This window comes from Veillonella sp. LMAG:90, from assembly GCF_008679445.1.
Lineage (GTDB): Bacteria > Bacillota > Negativicutes > Veillonellales > Veillonellaceae > Veillonella_A.
In genome coordinates this window covers 548,110-567,398 of record NZ_NAND01000001.1, presented here as the reverse complement: position 1 = coordinate 567,398, position 19,289 = coordinate 548,110, and the positions used below count along the sequence as shown (strand labels likewise).

The window sequence follows — 19,289 nt, the reverse complement described above, 5'->3', positions numbered from 1 at the left end:
CCTCAATTCTCATAGTTGCAAAGTCTATCCCGGTTGTCTTAAACACACGGTCTATCGACAAATTTTCGGTATCACGGCCGACTGCCGACACTTCCGGTGTCACGCCATTCACCTGAACCGATATAAAATAAAATGCATACCAAAAGTCTAATTATCTTTTTGGTATGCACTATATAGTATAACATGATTTGACGGACCTGTAAAAAAAGCCGCTTTAAACACTTAGTGGAAATTAGCCGCTAAAGCGCTTATCGCCTCATTGGCAGCCCCTTAGATTCTTATAGAATCAAGCTGTGCTGCCCATTTAGCCAATTGTGCTTCTTCTTCGGCCACTTGAGCCGCCCCGTTTTTACGTTGACGGGCTACACATTCAGGCGCTGTGCCGCTGTAATTTTTACGACCGGCCACACAGGCTTCAATGGTAATTGCATCAAGAATATCGGCTTCGAATACAGGGGAGATTTTTTTGAAATCTTCCACGGTCAAATCCAATAAAACACAATGATTCTGAATGCAATGCTGCACCGCTTCACCGACGATAGCATGGGCTTCGCGGAACGGTACACCTTTTTTGGCCAAGTAATCGGCCATATCCGTAGCATTAGAGAAATCGTTAGCTAAGACGGAATAGGTGCGTTCACCGTTAACGGTCATCTGACGAAGCATATCCGCCATAATCGACAAGGCAAATTGCAAGGTATCGATAGCATCAAAAATACCTTCCTTATCTTCCTGCATATCCTTATTATAGGTAAGCGGCAAGCCTTTCATGGTTGTCAAAAGGCCCAATAAATGGCCGTAAATACGGCCCGTTTTACCGCGTACAAGTTCACATACATCAGGATTCTTTTTCTGCGGCATAATGCTGGAACCGGTGCAATGCGCATCATCGAGCTCAATAAAACCGAATTCCGTGCTGGACCACATAATCATCTCTTCGCTGAGACGACTCAAATGCATCATAGTCGTAGCGGCAAAATGTAAAAATTCCAGCACATAATCGCGGTCACTCACCGCATCCATACTGTTTTCGTAAATCTTGCTAAACGCCAAGAGTTCCTGTGTGTAGCTTTGGTCGATTGGATACGTTGTACCCGCCAACGCACCGGCGCCCAAAGGCATTACATCAGCATGCTTATAAATGAGCGGTAAGTGATCAAAATCACGACCAAACATGGAGAAATAGGCCATCATATGATGGGCAAAAAGTACCGGCTGCGCCCGCTGTAAGTGCGTATAGCCCGGCATAATTACGTCTTGGTGCTTTTCAGCCACTTCAAGGAGCGCTTTTTGCAAATTGACCAACAATTCACCCATGTGAACTACGGTCTTACGCACATACATATGCAAATCAACAGCTACTTGGTCGTTACGGCTACGGCCCGTATGAAGGCGACCGCCCGCTTCACCGATGGCATCAGTTAAGCGCTTTTCAATATTCATATGAATATCTTCAAGAGCCACGGAGAAGTCAAACGTGCCCGCTTCAATCTGTTTCAAAATATCGTTTAAACCGGCCACGATTGCATCGCAATCGGCCTGAGAGATAATTCCCTGTTTCGCCAGCATTGTCGCATGTGCTTTACTGCCGGTAATATCTTCCGCATACATCCGGGCATCAAAAGCGATAGAGGACGTGAAGTCCTCTACCGCTTTGTCAGTACCCTTTGTAAAACGGCCACCCCAAAGTTTAGCCATTTATTTACCTGCCTTTTCTTTCATTAAAGCATTAATTTTAAGTGGCAAGCCGAAGAGATTAATAAATCCTTCTGCGTCTGCCTGATTATATACATCATCTTCTTCGAAGGTTACAAATTCCTGATTGTATAAGGAATAAGGTGATGTTGCACCGGCGCTGATGATGTTACCTTTGTATAATTTTAAGTTAATAGTACCGGTTACGGTTTTCTGCGTTTCATCTACGAACGCCTGTAACGCCGCCATCAATGGTGCAAACCACATACCGTCATATACGAGCTCTGCATATTTATTAGCTACCAATTCTTTATAGTGGTAAGTCGCTCTGTCGAGGCAAAGGTATTCCAATTCACGATGCGCATACATGATGATAGCGCCACCCGGATTTTCATACACGCCACGAGATTTCATACCTACCAAACGGTTTTCTACAATATCAACGATACCCACACCGTTAGCGGCACCCAATTCGTTCAAAGTCTGCAACAATTCAAGCGGAGTGCCTGTTTTACCATTAACAGCTACCGGTACGCCTTCCTTGAAATCGATGGATACCATGGTTGGTGTGTCAGGTGCTTCTTCCGGAGATTTGCAAACTAAATGCACATCATCTTTAGGTGCATTAGCCGGATCTTCAAGATCGCCCCCTTCATGGGACAAATGCCATACGTTCTGATCCATGCTATATGGATGAGATTTAGTGGCAACTACCGGAATATCGTGTTTAGCAGCGAATTCCATGCAGTCTTCACGGGATTTGAGCTCCCATTCACGCCATGGGGCAATAATTTTAGTATTAGGCGCCAATGCTTTAATAGTCAATTCAAAACGAACTTGGTCATTACCTTTACCGGTTGCACCGTGCGCAATAGCGTCGGCCCCTTCGGCTTTAGCTACTTCTACTAATTTCTTGGCAATCAACGGACGAGCGAAGGAAGTACCTAATAAATATTTACCTTCGTATACGGCGCCGGCTTTAACGGTCGGCCAAATGTAATCGGCTACGAATTCTTCTTGAACATCAAGAATATACGCTTTGGAAGCACCGGATTTGATGGCTTTCTTTTCAACCGCATCATAATCTTCAGGTTGTCCCAAGTTACAGCATACAGCGATTACTTCACAGCCGTAGTTTTCTTTTAACCACGGAATAATTACGGATGTATCAAGACCGCCGGAATAGGCTAATACTACTTTTTTAATATCACTCATTATAAACACCTCTTTGAATAATCAGTTACTTACGTTCTTGTCTTTCATGTGTAACATTATACATAGTTGTGAATATTAATGCAAGTATTTTTGTAAAAAAATACAGAACTTTTTTATTTTTTTACATCATATTGTATTAAGCCATAGGTTTCACCGGCCACCGATGAGAAATGATGCGTCCCTACCGTTGCTTTAAGACCGCTAACGGCACCCAGTACAAATGCGGCGGTACGCAAAGAATATTCCTCGCCCGGTGGGTAGCCCAAAGTCTGCAAAACACGCGGTTGTTGGTCACCCAACGCATACATAACATTAATATTGGTATCGAGGTTTTTATCACGACCGTTTACCCAATGGTTCGGCAACAAATTGGCACTGCCGATAACAGCTACCTGTCGCCCCGACGCTTCGGCCGCCAATTGAACGACTTTACCGAACGTGTATAATTCCTCATAACTTAAGCGGCCCATGGTAAGGCGCACAATCTGCTTATTCCCCAACCCCTGTTCGGCCAGGAAATGGAGCGGAATTGTAGCCGTATGATGCAAAAAATAGTCATCCGTCGAAATAATCGGCAAACTGTCCAAAATACTGGTCAACGGAATGCCCATGCGTTCGCTTGATTTACGCAAAGCCGCGTTAAATGTACTATCCGTCTCCATACCAACCGTAAAGGTAGTACCATTGGCCAAAGGAATAGCACCGCGCAAACGGGCTTGCGGACTGTAGCCGATAGCATCATTTAAAGTCAACTGATAGCGACTCAATATTAAAATCGTTTGCGGCTTGCTGGCCTTTATGGCTGCTGCCGCTTGCTCCATAGCGCCAATCACTTCATTATAAGCACTGCGATCAGTCGCTACCGCTTCATAATATCGAAGAGGCGCCGGCCAATAGGAAACACTAACAATACGTCCCTTCATCGAAACCTCCTTATAAAACTATAATAGTATTTATTTTATTTGGTTAATTGTAAACTGAAATTGAACATATAAAAAATCCATAGTGAATACCGATTTGTGTTATGATTAAGGTGTCTAATCTAAAATCTTTTACACGAGGTATCGATATCACTATGGACTCTATTAATCATAACACATCATTACGTACAAACAAACACTTATCTTATGAAGAACGCTTTTTTATTGAAAAACAATTACAAGCAGGTGTATCAAAAACAGCGATTGCTAATGTATTAGGCCGTTCTCGTACAACGATTCAAAGTGAGATACAGCGCGGTTCTGTAGAACAAATTAAAGCCGGTAAACGAGTTTTAATGTACTTGGCAGATTATGGACAACTTAACTATGAGAAAACCCGTCAGGGCTCCTTCAACACTCGTAAAGCCGGTATTATTTCCCCGTTTCTTACGTGGGTAGAAGAGCAGGTATTAGTCCATAAATGGTCACTTGATGCTGCTGTAGGCTACGCCTTGCGTAAGTGCTTGTTTGTACGTAATGAAATGGTGTCTACCAAAACTTTATATAACTATCTACATGAAGGTCTTCTCCGTATTAAGCCTATGGATTTACCGTTAGTATTACGTCGTTCTACGCGTAAATCTAATACGCGTAAACACAAGAAAAACCTTGGTAAATCTATTGATCTACGCGATGAGTCTATTCTGACTCGTGAAGAGTTTGGTCATTGGGAACTTGATACTGTACGTGGCATTAAAGATAAGCATGATGAAGTGATTATTTCCCTATTGGAACGTAAAACACGTGCTTATGTAACATTGCGTTCTCCGTCAGCTAAAGCAGCTGATATTAAAAATACGCTAGAGAGCTGGTTACTAAGCTTCAGTACTCATGACTCACTACAGCAACTCTGCAAGACAATTACGGCCGATAATGGCCTTGAATTTTCATCTATTGCTGAGTTAGAAACAGAGTATTTACAAGTCTTTTTTGCTCATCCATATGCAGCTTGGGAGCGTGGTTCTAATGAACGGCACAACGGTTTATTACGCCGTATTATTCCCAAAGGAACTGCCATTCGTGATGTTTCAGAAGCAACACTTCGACGTGCTACCGATTGGTGTAATGCACTGCCACGCAAAATTCTGAACTACCGGACACCACAAGAAGCCTTCATTGAAGAAGTTAATAAGTTACTGGGTTTTTAAAAGTGTTCAATTTCATATTGCAATTTACTATTTATTTTATTTATTATATTTTACTATGAATAAGTGTAAAAATCACTAGCTATTTTTGTCACTTATGGTATGATAGAGCCATGAAACTATTATTTAAATTATTAATCACTATCATCGTATTGGGGCTCGGTTTATACTGGTTTGCCGGCTATACGCCAAACGAAACCGGCCAGCAACGCAGCCCTTACACGGTGAAAGAACAGACCTTAGAGTCCACCGAAGACCAAATGAGCCGTACCGCTCGTATCAATCGTTTATTCCACTTCAAAGAGGCCGTTGAAACGGCTCTTGATCAACGAGTGCCTGACAATCAACGCGTGAAAGGAGACGAAATCAGCCAGAACTTAAAGGATGCGTTGGTAGCCACGGAAGATAAACGATACTATGAACACGGTGCCATTGATCTTTTCGGCATCGGTCGCGCCTTTTACACGAATGTAACGGCCGGTCGCACCGTTGAAGGTGGCAGTACAATCACGCAACAACTGGTAAAAAACCTCTTTTTATCCTCCAAGCGTATCATGTCACGTAAAGTGGAAGAAGTGATTTTGGCATACCTCATGGAATTGTATTACACCAAAGACGAAATCTTAACGATGTATCTTAATACTATTTATTACGGCAATAACTATTACGGCATCGAGCAAGCTGCCAAAGGCTATTTTGACACCACCCCGGCTAAACTCACTTTAGGCCAAGCAGCATTACTGGCCGGCATGCCGCAAGCACCATCCTATTATAATCCGGTGACGAATTATAAAGGCGCTAAAGAGCGGCAACGCACGGTTCTTACTTTGATGACACAGCAGGGCTTAATCACTAACCGCGAAGCGGATAAGGCGTATTATTCCAATTTAAATTTACAGCAAACACCGGCAACAGATGATGAAGTTGCGGAAGCGGCGCCATCGAGTGAATCCGGCAGCAAGGACGACAATACTTCCGATGAATCCTCATCGTCCCGCAGCTCTAAATCTAACAAATCAAGCAGCCATCATTCCTCTGCATCTACGAAGTTTTCTATTGATGAATAATGTCGGTCTGCTTCTACGGACTGCGCTTTAATCGCCGCCAATAAAATCAACTAAAAACCGCCTGTCCGATGCATTCTTTAACGAGATGTATCAAACAGGCGGTTATTTTTTACCCGTACAAACCATCATTCTTGTGTAATTTGCACTTTAGTGCATTTTTTAGAAGCTCGGTCATATGTATACAAACCCGAGTGAGTGATATGTGCCGCTTGTAACAGTTCTAAAATTCGCTCCAAGTCCGAATGAGCACACAGAATACAAAGACCGCACATATTATGCAATGCCGGCGGGGTCGGAATGAGTTGCAATTTAATCCCTTCCGCTTGCAACATTTTTTCCGCCTTATAGGCAAAATAATAATTTGTAAATACTATTAAGTTTTCCATAATCGGCCTTTCTCGTATCGGGGCAATGCCACACTACAAGGTTACCATGGGCTCTGTGAGCATCGCTTCCGTAATGGCATAAAGATTAGTAATGGAGCCGACAACTACTTTTTCCTTCAGTCCGTAAAAATCAAGGCAAATACCGCAAGCAGCAATGTCGACGCCGGCTTCAACCAAGTTCTTCAAGTTTTCAAGATGTGGTGATTCTTCCGTCACCATTTTTACACCGCTGTTAATAAAATAGATTTTAGACGGTTTTACATCCGATTCCGCTAGGCAAAACATAAATGTTTTCATCAAAGTGCGGCCTAATTCTTCATTGCCTTCGCCCAGATAATCTTTGGTAATTAAAAGAACTTTGCCACCAAAGTTTGGCGATGAAACAGATGCTGCCGGACTCTTTGGAGCCTCCGAAGCGACCTCTGTGACCGAAGCCTTGGTTGCTGAAGCTTCAGGGGACACTGTGGCGACTTGTGTACCGGCCGGCACCATAGTTAGATAATGTGTGTTCCCACCAGTCGCTACGGTTACTTCACACTGTCTGGACTTACCAAACTTGGTCACATTATCACGACTGACCTCATTATCTACAAGAGTTGTAATAACTGCTCCGGGGTGCTCTTCCATAGCTTTCTTCGTCGCAATCACCGGCATTGGGCATAAAGAACCGCGCATATCAACGACTACACTGCCCTGTACCAGCCACTCTTTTTTCACATCGTTCGGTACTTCCGTCATAGAGCGTAAATCAGCTCCATAGACCGCCTTCACTTCATCGGACATAAACGTCAAAATCTCCTCTCGCTACCACCTTGCCAATCTGCTTAGCCGCGTGAACACCGGCTTGGTGCAAGGATTTAACCAACTCTTCCGCCTCTGACAGGGGCACAGCCAATAACAAGCCACCTGACGTTTGCGGATCAAAACAAATATCACTCCACACAGATTCCAATTCAACTAAACCGGACACAGCCGTAATCGCTTTACGATTGCCGTAGGTAGCCGCCGGCACCAGACCCATCTCGGCCGCTTCGACTACATGAGGAAACAGCGGCAACGCTGTCGTATCAATTTCCAACGATACATCGCTGCCACTTGCCATTTCAGAGCCATGCCCCATCAAGCTAAAGCCTGTAATATCCGTACAGGCATGAACCGTAAAGTTTTTAGCTACTTCACAGGCCAGTTTGTTGAGCATACTCATGCTCGCCATAGCCGCCTGAGTTCCCTCGGGAAAGAGGTCTCCCTTTAAGGCCGTACTCATAATCCCCGTACCTAGCGCCTTAGTTAGAACCAGCGCATCGCCCACTCGGGCGCCGCGATTCCGCCAAACCTTATTTGGCTGTACCTGACCGGTCACGGCGAGTCCAAAGATGGGCGTTTCATTTTCTATACTGTGCCCGCCCAATACAACTACACCGGCTTCTTCAAGCGTTGCCATGGCTCCCTTTAACACATCCGTTAAGGCGCCCGCTTCCACAAGAGGCACCGGAAAGCCTACAATGTTCAAAGCCGTCAAAGGGCGTCCACCCATAGCATAAACATCACTCAAGCTATTGGCCGCTGCAATGCGCCCAAACGTATACGGATCGTCTACGACGGGCGTGAAAAAATCGACGGTCTGCACTAAACCAACCTCTTCGTTTAGCACATATACGCCCGCATCTTCGGCGCCCCCCATAGCCGTCAAAACATGGTCATTCGTAGGAAATTGAACCGATTTGAGTACAGCGTCTAATATATGGGGTCCTATTTTACAAGCGCACCCGCCCTTGGCGGCATACGGTGTTAACTTAATCAACCGTATCGCCTCCTGCCGTATTAGCCGGGGAGCTTACACTCACATCTGCTTGTGCCGCCACTTTTGCCTGAGAAGCCGCTTCTTTTTTAGCTGCCTCGGCCGCCTCCGCTTCAGCTGAACGAATCACAATCTTTTTAACCGCTTTTTCAAATTTAGAGCGCGATAACATCACTTGATGACCGCAACCGCGACAAACAATCGTAAAATCTGTACCAATACGCTTAACTTCCCACTCCGCACTTCCACAAGGATGGGACTTTTTCATTTTTACCACATCGCCTACATAATATCGTACAAATGCCATTGCATGTCTCCCTTCTTCGATTCACAATCAATCAATTCAAATTAAGTCTGATAACAGTACGGACGCTTACTAATTCTATCCTAATATATTTATTATATACCATTTAGAGTTCCCTGCCGAATACATTATATGCAAAACAACGTATTATTTTGCTAAAAAATACTTTCAAACGAAACGAGTCTGTTATATTTACAATTTCAAGGATCCTCCGGCCGCCTCCCCACGGCGGTTAAATTTTTAATTCCTACTAAAATGTAGGTATTCTCATTTTATAAACTTGAATCACTGACATTCATTCTCAATTGCGTTTTTATGGTTATAATGCTGTTTTCAAAGCGTTAACGCTCCAAAAAGTCAGCAATCACGCGTATTGATAAGCTTTATCAAATAAATCTTTTTTAAATTTTTCAAACTTTTGGGCTTGATTTTCTCAATTTCATAGGCTATAATGTAATCAACAATGATTATTTATTAGTTTGAATTGTTGTGAAATAAAAGTTTATTTCTAAGCTATTTTAATTCTTTACTTTATTTCGTAAGTACATTATGAATTGTGTCAAAGTTGTCACAACAAAAAGGAGAGATTAATATGTCAGAATTAAAAGGTACAAAAACTGAACAAAACTTACAGGCCGCTTTTGCCGGTGAATCTCAAGCTAACCGTAAATATACATACTACGCTTCTGCAGCTCGCAAAGCGGGTTTGAACAAAATTGCTGACTTCTTCGAAGAAACAGCAGTAAACGAAAGCGCTCATGCTAAAGTTTGGTTCAAATTATTACACGGTGGCGACGTTAACGCTGATACTGCAGTAAACTTGAAAGACGCTGCAGCCGGCGAAAACTACGAACACACTGAAATGTACCCTGAATTTGCTAAAGTAGCAAAAGAAGAAGGCTTTGCTAAAATTGCATACCTTTTCGAACAAGTTGGTAAAATCGAAGCTCGTCATGAAGAACGTTATCTTGATCTTTTAAGCTATGTAAATGGCGGCAAAGTATTCAAACGCGAAGAACCGGTTGCTTGGATTTGTGCTAACTGCGGTTACATCCATGTTGGTACTGAAGCTCCTCAGATTTGCCCGGTATGTGCTCATCCACAGGCTTTCTTCTCCCAACACAGCGAAACTCTTTTATAATTTAAAGTAAGTAACAATTTTTAGTATATACTCAAGTGAGCAACTGATAACCTATATTAAACAAGTGTTATTTAACCTTCGACGAGTGTCATTTATTGCATACAACAAGTGTTGTCTCTTATGATCATCAAGTGATGAACCGATGTAGAAGATAGAACTCCTAAAAAATTATGTATGCTAACTAATGATTTAGTTGCAGTATACGGGAAATAAGTATTTCCTCTCACTATGTATGAAAAGTTCACATGTTGTTAGCGCCAAGTGGCGTAACATACTATAGAAACCAAGTGGTTTCACCCAAAAGGGGCTGTAACGAAATACACCCCTAAAAACAAGAATGCGGTTTGAAGATACGAAAGTGTCTTCAAGCCGCATTCTTGCTATATTTGTATAAGAAAAAAGGCCCCGAAGGGCCTTCTTTGTTGGTATAATTAATTTATGAACAGAAACCATATCCAACAAGGCAATTATACTAAACTTTCTGGCTTTCGCCAAGTAGTTTTATCATTGGATTATGGCTTTCAGATCGGACCAAAAGAACCGGTGAGATTACTGGATGCTGTATTGGAGGAACTGGACTATACAAGGTTGCAGCATTTATATTCTTCAAAAGGAAGAAAATCTTTAGTACCTCCCCATCTTTTGTTTAAAGTCTATGTGTTAGCTATGACCGAAGGCATTGTATCTGTTCGCAAAATTGCTGAGCAATGCACTAAAAATATCCATTACATGTGGCTCTTACAGGGCTATCCGACTCCGTCTCATATGGTATTTCATCGATTCTTTCAACGCTTAACTGTTGATGTACTTAGAGATTTGTTATCTCAATTTATTCAAGCATTAAGTGAATTTGACAGCTTAGATTTTTCTGAAGTATTCATCGACGGAACTAAATGGGAAGCCTATGCAAATAAATACACCTTTGTGTGGAAAAAGGCAATTCTTAAGCACTATGCTAAGTTACCGGATAAATTGTTAGTTCTTCAATATGAAATACAAAATCTTTTGGACATAGACGTCTCAGATATGACTGAAGATGAACTATTGGTTTTGCTGGAGCAATCCATACGCGAAAAGCAAATTGAGTTTGTACACGGTACCGGTAAACGAAAACATCCATTGCAAAGAGCTTTTGAATCCTGTTTAGCCTTGCGTGACAAGCGAAATGAATATGATGAAAAGTTAGCTATTCTAGGCTCTCGCAACAGTTACTCTAAAACTGATCATGATGCTACGTTTATGCGACTAAAAGAAGATCATATGTTAAACGGCCAATTAAAACCGGCCTACAATGTTCAACTAGCTGTTCATAGTGAATATATTATGGGCGTTGGCGTATTTCCAAATCCTACAGATACGAACACCTTAATTCCATTTATGCAACAATTAGAAGGACAATACAAACAACACTTTCAATATGTGGTAGCTGATGCCGGTTATGACAGCAACGAAAATCTGGCATGGTTATGGGCTCATGATTACAAAACTTGTATTAAACCAAGTACATATGAATTGAGTAAAACGAAAAAGTATAAGAAAGATATTGGTCGAGCGGATAACATGGTATATGATGAGGCGACCGATACATTTACTTGTGCCAAAGGCCGTACATTACGATTCCAATACATACGCAGAAACAAAAGTAAGACCGGTTTCATTAAGCAAAACCGAGTATACCGGTGTGAAAACTGCAATTATTGTGGCTTACGTAAGGAATGCCAAAAACTTAAGTTCGGAAAACTTCCTAAGGGGAATAAGACGATATATATTGCTACTGATTACCGCGAATTATTAGCCAAAAACAAGGCTGTATTTGATAGTGACTATGGCTTACAACTTCGAGTAAACCGTTCTATTCAGGTGGAAGGTGCTTTTGGCATAACAAAAGAAGATTTTGAATACACCAGGTTCAGGCACCGAGGCAAAGTTAACGTAGAAAAAGATTTATTACTATTAGCTTTTGGATACAATTTACTGAAGCTGCATAACCGAATACAGAAGAAGCGATTAGGTCAACGGTTGTTCGAAACTAATTCTGCTGCGTAATTAAAAGCCAAAAGCTAAAGGCTTATTTAAGTGCGCTAAAAAACAAAAAAACAAGGATATTTTCAGAATTGTTGATTTTGGAAATATCCTTGTTTTAATTGAAAAGGGAGCTGTAACTGAAATGTGAGTTAAAAAACTCAATTTCGTTACAGCCCCTTTTTTACGGCAAACAACCGGTACCCCACGAAAGAAGACCGATACAATCAAATATACAAAAGAGCGGCGTCATACGGCGCCGCTCTTAACATCATATATAGTTATGAATGCAATAAGCCGTCTTTAAATTGCCAACGACTATCGCCGACTGCTTTTGCTTCCGCTTCATTATGAGTAACCCACAAACAAGGGATACGCCATTCCTTGATGATTTTCACAATATCATCCTGTACCTGTTCACGCAATGTCCAATCTAAGGCTGATAAGGGCTCGTCTAAGAGCAAAATACACGGTTTAGCATATAAAGCCCGCCCCAGAGCTACCCGTTGCTGTTCACCGCCGGATAGATTACCTGCCTTCGTATGCGTATATTGTTCCAGATGCAGACGCTCCAAAATACGATTAAGCAGTTCTTTATCGCCCCGTTTGCTATAGGTAATATTATGAACCACATTCATATGGGGAAACACGATATTTCCCTGCGGCATATAGCCCACTTCACGGCGTTGCGGTTTTACAAAAATATTTTTCTCCTTATGAAACCAATACGCTCCATCATGACTAATGAATCCCGCTTTGGGTTTAATTAATCCGGCCAAGCTTTTTAGCAACGTAGACTTCCCGTTCCCGGAAGCCCCGGTGAGCGCGGTAATGCCTTCGCTCAATATGCCTTTACCTTGCACCAGAATAGTCGGGCGCTGTATTTTAATATCAAATTCTATCATACGACGCCTACCTTTCTTCATGGTGCTGGAACAAAGAACCTTTAGTAATAAAGTGAACCGTCCACAATAAACCCAACGTGAGAGCGCATATATAAAGGACCAAGCTAAACGCCCCTTCATAATCGCCGAATTCTACCAATGAGTAAATCGCCAGCGGCATGGTTCGGGTAACCCCCGGAATATTGCCGGCAATCAGAATGGTCGCACCAAATTCGCCCAGAGCACGACTAAAAGCCAAGATACTCCCCGTCAAAATACCTTTCCACGCGAGCGGTATAGATATGGTAAAAAATATACGAAGTTCCGAGGCCCCTAAGGTGCGGGCTACATCTTCAACAGCAGGATCAATGGACCCCAAAGCAGAACGCACCGTCTGATAAAACAAAGGGAACCCGATAATCGAAGAAGCAAGAACCGCTCCCGCTTTGGCAAAAACGACTTGCCAGCCGTTAGCATCGAGCCATGCGCCAAAACTATTGCCCGGTGTAAATATAACAAGTAACATAAAGCCAACCACTACCGGTGGCAATACAAGCGGCAAGGTAACGATGGAATCAATCAATGCCTTACCGGGAAACGAATACCGTTTTAATATATAACAAAGCAACAAGCCTACTACCATTATATTAAATAGTGCTATGCAAGCTACTTCCAATGACAGCCATAATGGAGTCATACGCCACAACCTTTCAAACGAACCCTATAATCTACAATAGGCGGTTCATCACCTGAACCGCCTATGCGTCCTTATATACTCTGTCGATGACCGTTCGTCATTTTATTTTGCGCTGTTAGCTACGCTGGTGAAGCCATATTTTTGTAAAATCTGCTGCGCTTCATTGCTGGTTAAATAATCATAAAATTGCTGAGCCAATTCATTGTCATATTTCGTTACGATGGCGATTGGATAACGAATCGCATCATGACTGTCACTGGGAGCAACCGCTGCCACCTCTACGCGATTTTGCAAGTCCATAGCATCGGTTTTATATACAAACCCGGCATCAGCGGACCCTTCGGCTACATAAGCGCCAACCGCTTTAACGTCTTTGCCGTAAACGATTTTGCTTTCTACCTGATTCCAAAGGTTTAATTTGGTCAATGTCTGTTGAGCATATTTACCGGCCGGTACAGTTTCAACGGTGCCGATAGCTATACGGTTAACGGTAGGTAATTGTTCGATAGAAATTTTTGACTTATCTTTAGGTACGATTAATACCAAAGAGTTTTCTACCAACGGTTTTACCTTCGTCACTAAATTCTTTTCTTTTAACTGTGCCATATTTTTTTCATCGGCAGAAATAAAAATGCTGGCCGGCGCACCACTTTCAATCTGTTGGCGCAAGGTTCCGGAACCACCGAAATTAAGTGTAATCTGAGTAGGATCTAAATGACGGGATTTCACAAAATTATCTTTCAATTCATTAGCGGCAGCCTGTAAACTGGCCGCTGCCGATACGGTAATTGTTTGAGACTTAGTAGCTTGCGCATCTTTTTTATCGGTATCAGTTCCACCGCAACCGGCTACAACCAATGCCATCGCACTCATAGCAATCAACAATAACTTTTTGTACCCTTTCATGTACATTACCTCCTTCGCCTCCATCATGTGGCTCTTAATACTGCGTTTACACTTCAAATTACAGAGTATATATTCGCCGGATAATCACATAAGTGATTATTTGTAAACCTATTATAGTCTTATTATGACATAAATATAAATAAAATCAAAGGTTTTAATTCCCTATTTTTTAGCGGTATTTAACATAAGAAGTTAATCACATTATTATATAGCTAACAAAAATCAAACTCACTCACCAATTTACCAGTAAAACCGCGACCTTTTAAAGGTTGTTTTTTTATACTCAATTGGGTATAGTATAGATAGATTACACCAAAGGAGGGCATCACCGTGGGGTTATTTTTTCACATTTTTTGGACAAGTGTTGTACCTATTTTAGCCTTAGTAGCGGTAGGTTTTATATTAGATAAAAAATTCAATCTGGATTTACGCTCATTAAGTAAGTTAAATTTCTTTATCTTACTGCCGGCTTACGTTTTTCGCTCATTATATACAGCTAATCTTACCCTCGAAAGTGTCGGTATATCCGTCTGTGCCTTTGTCATCCTATTTTCCAACAGTTACATGGCCTTAGGCGTATCCAAACTTCTTGGCTATGACCGGAAAAAGACCCAAATTGTGCGTAACGCCACTATGTTTAACAATGGCGGCAACATCGGTATCGCCATTGCCACCTTCGTATTCTCCAATGAACCATATATCGTAAACGGTCAAACGCCTTATTTAGATGCAGCCATTGTGGGCGTAATCGCCACCTTTATTATTCAAACAATTTTCTGTAATACCTTAGGCTTTTATCAGGCCGGCACCGGTTTACTCACACGCCACGATGCACTTAAATTAGTATTCCACATGCCCGTACTCTACGCGGCTCCGGCTGCCCTCTTAGCGCGCCTCATCCCTTACGATTTAACAACTTTGGTATTATGGTCGCCACTCCATATTTTTGCCAACGCCTTCGTCGGCATGGCCATGATCACCTTAGGTGTGCAAATGAGTCGTACGCCTTACAACTTCTTAAAAAAAGACGTTTTGGTTACTACATCTTTGCGACTTATCGGCGGACCAATCTTAGCGGCCTTTGTTATGCTCCTCTACATCGTGTTGTACGAACCGGTAAATCCGATTTCAGCACAAGCGGTTATTATTACCTATAGTGTACCATCAGCGGTAAATACAGCACTCATAGCCTTTGAAATGAACAATAACCCGGAACTGGCCACGCAGATTGTTATGTCTACAACACTCTTGTCAGCCGTCACCATGCCGCTGGCCATCCTATTTGCGTACTACATGTTCCCGGTTTAAAATTATTACCTCATTCTTTGAGCCATAACGCTCAGACAAATATCTTAGGAATTGTAATAAATTAACATCAAACTGCATATTAATTCTTAACACCATCAGTGTAAACTGGTGGTGTTTTTCTGTGCAATCACTGAATTATTACATATCATCATACTTAACATGTCAATCTTCTATCTATTTTTACAAGAATTTTTATAATTAATTGTTGCATTTTTATGCATTCAGGTCTATAATGCCAATCATAGAATTTTTATTCAAACAAACTGTATATTTACTTCATCTTCCATTAATAAATTTCTTTAATTTTTGCGTAATTTTCAGAAGTAAATATACATAACAAATACCATAAACCGTATTATTATACCTACATCAAGTGCAAAACTATTCTACAAAGGAGCGATTCATATGACCAAAGTCAGCATCCTCGGTGCTACCGGTTACGCCGGGGCCGAGCTCGTAAAATTAATATTACAGCATCCGAATGCCACATTAACCCATATTACTTCGGAAAGTCATACCGGCCAAGCCTTGGCCGATGTATATCCTCATATGCGAGGCATTACCGATTTGACTTTGGAAAGTATGGATAATTTGGAAACCATTGCTAAAGACAGCGATTTTATTTTCATTGCACTGCCTCACGGACACGCCATGACCGTCGGCAAAGCCCTTGCGAAAACACCGGTTAAAATCATCGATCTCGGCGCCGACTACCGCTTCAGCGACACCAAGGTATATGAAGCGTGGTACCATGTACCCCACACTCATCCTGATGCCCCCAGCGTCTATGGCTTAGCCGAACTAAACCGAGAAGCCATCAAATCCGCCAAAATCATCGGCAATGCCGGCTGCTACACAACGGCTTCCATTCTGGCGTTGGCTCCTTTAGTAAAAAATCATCTGATTCAAACTAATTCCATCATCATTGATGCTAAATCCGGTACCTCCGGCGCGGGTCGAAGTGCTAAACTCGATACCCATTATCCCGAGTTCTACGATGCCTTTAAAGCCTACGGCGTAGCTACCCACCGCCACACACCGGAAATTGAAGCAGCCCTCGGTAAGCTTAACGGTTCTCCGATTATGCTTAATTTTACGCCTCACTTAGTGCCAATGAGCCGCGGTATCTTAGCTACAGCTTATGCCAACTTAAACGAAGGCGTCACACCGGACGCAGTAAGCCAAGCTTTTGAAACAACCTACGCCACGGAGCCCTTCGTCCGATTACTCGGCCTCAATGCCTATCCAAACACTAAATATGTACGCGGTTCCAACTTCATTGACATTGCCTGGCATATTGACGAACGAACCGGACGCGTCATCGTCCTCAGCGCCATCGATAATCTTGTAAAAGGCGCGGCCGGTCAAGCCGTTCAGAACTTTAACATCGCTTGCGGCTATGAAGAAACAACGGGACTCAAACTAGTTCCCATGTACCCATAAATTAGGAGGTTCTACCATGAAACAAACAATCACATTAGATACACAATCTCACGGCGTTACCTACGCCAAAGGTTTTGAAGCCATTGGCATTCAAGCAGGTCTGAAAAAGAGCGGCAAACATGATTTAGCCCTAATCTATACTAAACAAAAAGCGGCTGTAGCCGGCACCTTCACACAGAATAAAGTGGCCGCCGCTCCGGTCTATGTGTCAAAAGAAACAGTGGCCACCGGCACGGCGCACGCCATCATTTCAAACTCCGGCTGCGCCAATGCCTGCACCGGTCCGCAAGGCTTAAAAGATGCGCATACCATGGCGTATCACACGGCCCAAGCCTTAGCTTGTGATCCTACGGACATCATCGTGGGCTCTACCGGTATCATCGGTCAACAATTACCTATCCACGACATCGTAAAAGCCATTCCAAACCTCGTAGATTCCTTATCCGAGGATGGCAGCGAACTGGCCGGCAAAGCCATTTTAACAACCGACACTTATTCCAAAACGGCCTCAACCCATTTCATCGTCGACGGTCAAACCATTCATATGGGGGCCATCGCTAAAGGTTCCGGCATGATTCGGCCTAACATGGCAACCATGCTTTGCTACATCACCACCGATATCGCCATTACTCCGACGCTTTTGCAAAAAGCCTTACACGCCTGTGTCGATAAATCCTTCAATATGATTTCCGTCGACGGCGACATGAGCACCAATGATATGGCCATCATCCTCGCCAATGGGGCTGCAGGCAACAAACCGATTACCGAAGAAAATGAAGATTTCGCACTTTTCCAAGAAGCCCTCATGGCTATCACCATATCCTTAGCTAAGCAAATCGCCGCTGACGGCGAAGGAGCCAGCAAATTTATCACCATTGATATTAAAGGAGCTACCGACTTCGAGAGCGCCAAAACAGTTGGCATGTCCATTGCCAATTCACCACTCGTAAAAACCGCCTTCTTCGGTGAAGATCCAAATTGGGGACGTCTTATCTGTGCTGCCGGTTATGCCGGCGTACCAATGAATCCGGCCACTACAGTATTAAAAATCGGCGGTGTTACCATTTTTAAAAACGGCATGGGCGCTGTGTATAACGAAGCAACGCTTAAACAAATCATGAACGAACACGATATTACGGTCACCGTTGAACTCAACGAAGGTGATGCGAACGCCACTGTTTGGACCTGCGACCTCACCTACGACTACGTGAAAATCAACGGCGAATATCATACCTGATACGGATAGAAAGGAGCCTCCTATGATTAACGAATTAAACGCCTTCAATATGGCCACCGTCAACACGCCTGACGAAGTAGCTGCGCACACCACCATCAGTGCCGCCGGTAAAGCATCCATACTCATTGAAGCACTGCCATACATCCAAAAATTCGCCGGCAAAACCATGGTCATCAAATACGGTGGCAATGCCATGATTAGCGAAGAATTAAAGAACAAAGTGATGCAAGACATCGCCCTTATGAAGTGCATCGGTATTAAACCGGTCATCGTCCACGGCGGCGGCCCGGATATAACCGAATTTTTAGAAAAAGTGGGCAAAACCAGCCAATTTGTAAACGGTCTGCGCGTCACCGACGCAGAAACGGTAACCATTGCCGAAATGGTATTGGGCGGTAAAATCAACGCCGAAATCGTAAGCCGTCTCAACACTTTGGGCATCCCCGCTATCGGCCTTTCCGGGAAAGATGCTAACTTGCTGATGGCCCATAAAAAATTAGCCGAAGTTCACGAAGCGGGTGGCCAAATCAATCACGTAGATATCGGTTTTGTCGGGGAAGTAACGAAAGTAAACACCGAGATTATTAACGACCTCTTAGATAAAGGCTATGTACCGGTTATCTCCCCGATTGGGGCCGGTAAAGGCGAGACGACCTATAACATTAACGCCGATTATGTGGCGGCTGAAGTAGCCGGTGCCTTACAAGCGAAAAAACTACTCATGCTCACCAATACGAAAGGGATTTATACCTCCCTGGATGACCCGAAGAGCTTCTTATCCAGCATCTTTAAATCTGACGCTGTTGCCATGATTGAAGACGGCACCATCCAAGGCGGCATGATTCCTAAAGTGGAAGCCGTGTTACACGCCCTTGAATGCGGCACTAAACGTGTTACCATCATCGACGGTCGCGAACCGCATGCCTTATTGCTCGAACTATTTACCAACAAAGGGATCGGCACGGAAATCATTTAAATTAACCGGCCGCCCCACATTCGGCTCGCCCCACCTTTGGTAGCACCCCACCTTTGGCAGTGCTCCCGAGTGTGCCGCAATTAAT

Annotated in this window: 16 protein-coding genes and 2 pseudogenes; 8 read left to right on the top strand and 10 right to left on the bottom strand. The window is 43.1% G+C overall.

The genetic code is table 11. The features are described from left to right. Positions 1-270 precede the first annotated feature (270 nt). From argH to CCC71_RS02445, 3 genes are all read right to left on the bottom strand, one after another. On the bottom strand, positions 271-1,698 hold the full coding sequence (argH, locus tag CCC71_RS02455; protein WP_296332788.1) for an argininosuccinate lyase: 1,428 nt from the start codon (positions 1,696-1,698) through the stop codon (positions 271-273). Further along, the gene (locus CCC71_RS02450; protein WP_127057979.1) at positions 1,699-2,910 is read right to left on the bottom strand and encodes an argininosuccinate synthase; all 1,212 of its coding nucleotides are present in this window, start codon (positions 2,908-2,910) and stop codon (positions 1,699-1,701) included. It abuts the gene before it with no gap. A gap of 113 nt (positions 2,911-3,023) precedes the next feature. Next, positions 3,024-3,833 carry a class III extradiol ring-cleavage dioxygenase family protein gene (locus tag CCC71_RS02445; RefSeq protein ID WP_021840168.1) on the bottom strand — a complete coding sequence of 270 codons (810 nt, stop codon included), beginning with the start codon at positions 3,831-3,833 and terminating at the stop codon, positions 3,024-3,026. Positions 3,834-3,985: 152 nt separating this feature from the next. Here CCC71_RS02445 and CCC71_RS02440 point away from each other — a divergent pair. Both CCC71_RS02440 and CCC71_RS02435 read left to right on the top strand, forming a co-directional pair. Beyond that, positions 3,986-5,117: pseudogene (locus CCC71_RS02440) on the top strand (IS30 family transposase). Positions 5,118-5,148: 31 nt separating this feature from the next. Beyond that, entirely contained in the window at positions 5,149-6,102 is a 954-nt protein-coding gene (locus tag CCC71_RS02435) for a transglycosylase domain-containing protein (protein ID WP_296332784.1), read from the top strand. A gap of 125 nt (positions 6,103-6,227) precedes the next feature. Here the strand turns inward: CCC71_RS02435 and CCC71_RS02430 are convergent, their stop codons facing one another. The 4 genes and pseudogenes from CCC71_RS02430 to CCC71_RS02415 all read right to left on the bottom strand — a co-directional run. Then, positions 6,228-6,488 (bottom strand): putative Se/S carrier protein, encoded by a 261-nt coding sequence (locus CCC71_RS02430; RefSeq protein ID WP_226974659.1) that lies wholly within the window; start codon positions 6,486-6,488, stop codon positions 6,228-6,230. A 33-nt stretch (positions 6,489-6,521) separates the two neighbouring features. Continuing rightward, positions 6,522-7,226, bottom strand: coding sequence for a sulfurtransferase-like selenium metabolism protein YedF (yedF, locus tag CCC71_RS02425; RefSeq protein WP_226974661.1), 705 nt, complete (start codon positions 7,224-7,226; stop codon positions 6,522-6,524). A 34-nt stretch (positions 7,227-7,260) separates the two neighbouring features. Beyond that, positions 7,261-8,295 carry a selenide, water dikinase SelD gene (gene selD, locus CCC71_RS02420; RefSeq protein ID WP_412427658.1) on the bottom strand — a complete coding sequence of 345 codons (1,035 nt, stop codon included), beginning with the start codon at positions 8,293-8,295 and terminating at the stop codon, positions 7,261-7,263. Between the two features lie 97 nt (positions 8,296-8,392). Further along, positions 8,393-8,593 (bottom strand): annotated as a pseudogene (locus tag CCC71_RS02415) (DUF951 domain-containing protein); the annotation flags it as partial. A gap of 589 nt (positions 8,594-9,182) precedes the next feature. Between CCC71_RS02415 and rbr the strand changes: the two are divergent. Continuing rightward, a complete protein-coding gene (gene rbr, locus CCC71_RS02410) occupies positions 9,183-9,731 on the top strand; it encodes a rubrerythrin (protein WP_021840174.1) in 549 nt (182 codons plus the stop codon). Positions 9,732-10,169: 438 nt separating this feature from the next. Continuing rightward, positions 10,170-11,777: an IS1182 family transposase gene (locus CCC71_RS02405; RefSeq protein ID WP_156704349.1), complete on the top strand. Its 1,608-nt coding sequence runs from the start codon at positions 10,170-10,172 to the stop codon at positions 11,775-11,777. A gap of 257 nt (positions 11,778-12,034) precedes the next feature. On the opposite strand, the gene CCC71_RS02400 is transcribed toward CCC71_RS02405, so the two are convergent. The 3 genes from CCC71_RS02400 to modA form a co-directional block, all read right to left on the bottom strand. After that, positions 12,035-12,658 (bottom strand): ATP-binding cassette domain-containing protein, encoded by a 624-nt coding sequence (locus CCC71_RS02400; RefSeq protein ID WP_156703953.1) that lies wholly within the window; start codon positions 12,656-12,658, stop codon positions 12,035-12,037. A 7-nt stretch (positions 12,659-12,665) separates the two neighbouring features. Further along, a complete protein-coding gene (gene modB, locus CCC71_RS02395; RefSeq protein WP_021840378.1) occupies positions 12,666-13,334 on the bottom strand; it encodes a molybdate ABC transporter permease subunit in 669 nt (222 codons plus the stop codon). A 102-nt stretch (positions 13,335-13,436) separates the two neighbouring features. Further along, entirely contained in the window at positions 13,437-14,240 is an 804-nt protein-coding gene (gene modA, locus CCC71_RS02390) for a molybdate ABC transporter substrate-binding protein (RefSeq protein ID WP_156703955.1), read from the bottom strand. 330 nt (positions 14,241-14,570) lie between these two features. On the opposite strand from modA, the gene CCC71_RS02385 reads away from it, so the two are divergent. The 4 genes from CCC71_RS02385 to argB all read left to right on the top strand — a co-directional run bounded on the left by CCC71_RS02385 (position 14,571) and on the right by argB (position 19,204). Beyond that, entirely contained in the window at positions 14,571-15,548 is a 978-nt protein-coding gene (locus CCC71_RS02385) for an AEC family transporter (RefSeq protein ID WP_156703957.1), read from the top strand. 405 nt (positions 15,549-15,953) lie between these two features. After that, positions 15,954-16,991: an N-acetyl-gamma-glutamyl-phosphate reductase gene (argC, locus tag CCC71_RS02380; protein WP_021840375.1), complete on the top strand. Its 1,038-nt coding sequence runs from the start codon at positions 15,954-15,956 to the stop codon at positions 16,989-16,991. 16 nt (positions 16,992-17,007) lie between these two features. Beyond that, positions 17,008-18,228, top strand: coding sequence for a bifunctional glutamate N-acetyltransferase/amino-acid acetyltransferase ArgJ (gene argJ / locus CCC71_RS02375; RefSeq protein ID WP_156703959.1), 1,221 nt, complete (start codon positions 17,008-17,010; stop codon positions 18,226-18,228). A gap of 22 nt (positions 18,229-18,250) precedes the next feature. Then, positions 18,251-19,204: an acetylglutamate kinase gene (gene argB / locus CCC71_RS02370; protein ID WP_226974341.1), complete on the top strand. Its 954-nt coding sequence runs from the start codon at positions 18,251-18,253 to the stop codon at positions 19,202-19,204. Positions 19,205-19,289 lie beyond the last annotated feature (85 nt).

Coding starts and splice junctions, on each gene's coding strand:
- argH (WP_296332788.1), bottom strand. CDS start 1,698: ATGGCTAAACTTTGGGGTGGCCGTTTTACAAAGGGTACTGACAAAGCG.
- CCC71_RS02450 (WP_127057979.1), bottom strand. CDS start 2,910: ATGAGTGATATTAAAAAAGTAGTATTAGCCTATTCCGGCGGTCTTGAT.
- CCC71_RS02445 (WP_021840168.1), bottom strand. CDS start 3,833: ATGAAGGGACGTATTGTTAGTGTTTCCTATTGGCCGGCGCCTCTTCGA.
- CCC71_RS02435 (WP_296332784.1), top strand. CDS start 5,149: ATGAAACTATTATTTAAATTATTAATCACTATCATCGTATTGGGGCTC.
- CCC71_RS02430 (WP_226974659.1), bottom strand. CDS start 6,488: ATGGAAAACTTAATAGTATTTACAAATTATTATTTTGCCTATAAGGCG.
- yedF (WP_226974661.1), bottom strand. CDS start 7,226: ATGACGGAAGTACCGAACGATGTGAAAAAAGAGTGGCTGGTACAGGGC.
- rbr (WP_021840174.1), top strand. CDS start 9,183: ATGTCAGAATTAAAAGGTACAAAAACTGAACAAAACTTACAGGCCGCT.
- CCC71_RS02405 (WP_156704349.1), top strand. CDS start 10,170: ATGAACAGAAACCATATCCAACAAGGCAATTATACTAAACTTTCTGGC.
- CCC71_RS02400 (WP_156703953.1), bottom strand. CDS start 12,658: ATGATAGAATTTGATATTAAAATACAGCGCCCGACTATTCTGGTGCAA.
- modB (WP_021840378.1), bottom strand. CDS start 13,334: ATGACTCCATTATGGCTGTCATTGGAAGTAGCTTGCATAGCACTATTT.
- modA (WP_156703955.1), bottom strand. CDS start 14,240: ATGAAAGGGTACAAAAAGTTATTGTTGATTGCTATGAGTGCGATGGCA.
- argC (WP_021840375.1), top strand. CDS start 15,954: ATGACCAAAGTCAGCATCCTCGGTGCTACCGGTTACGCCGGGGCCGAG.
- argJ (WP_156703959.1), top strand. CDS start 17,008: ATGAAACAAACAATCACATTAGATACACAATCTCACGGCGTTACCTAC.
- argB (WP_226974341.1), top strand. CDS start 18,251: ATGATTAACGAATTAAACGCCTTCAATATGGCCACCGTCAACACGCCT.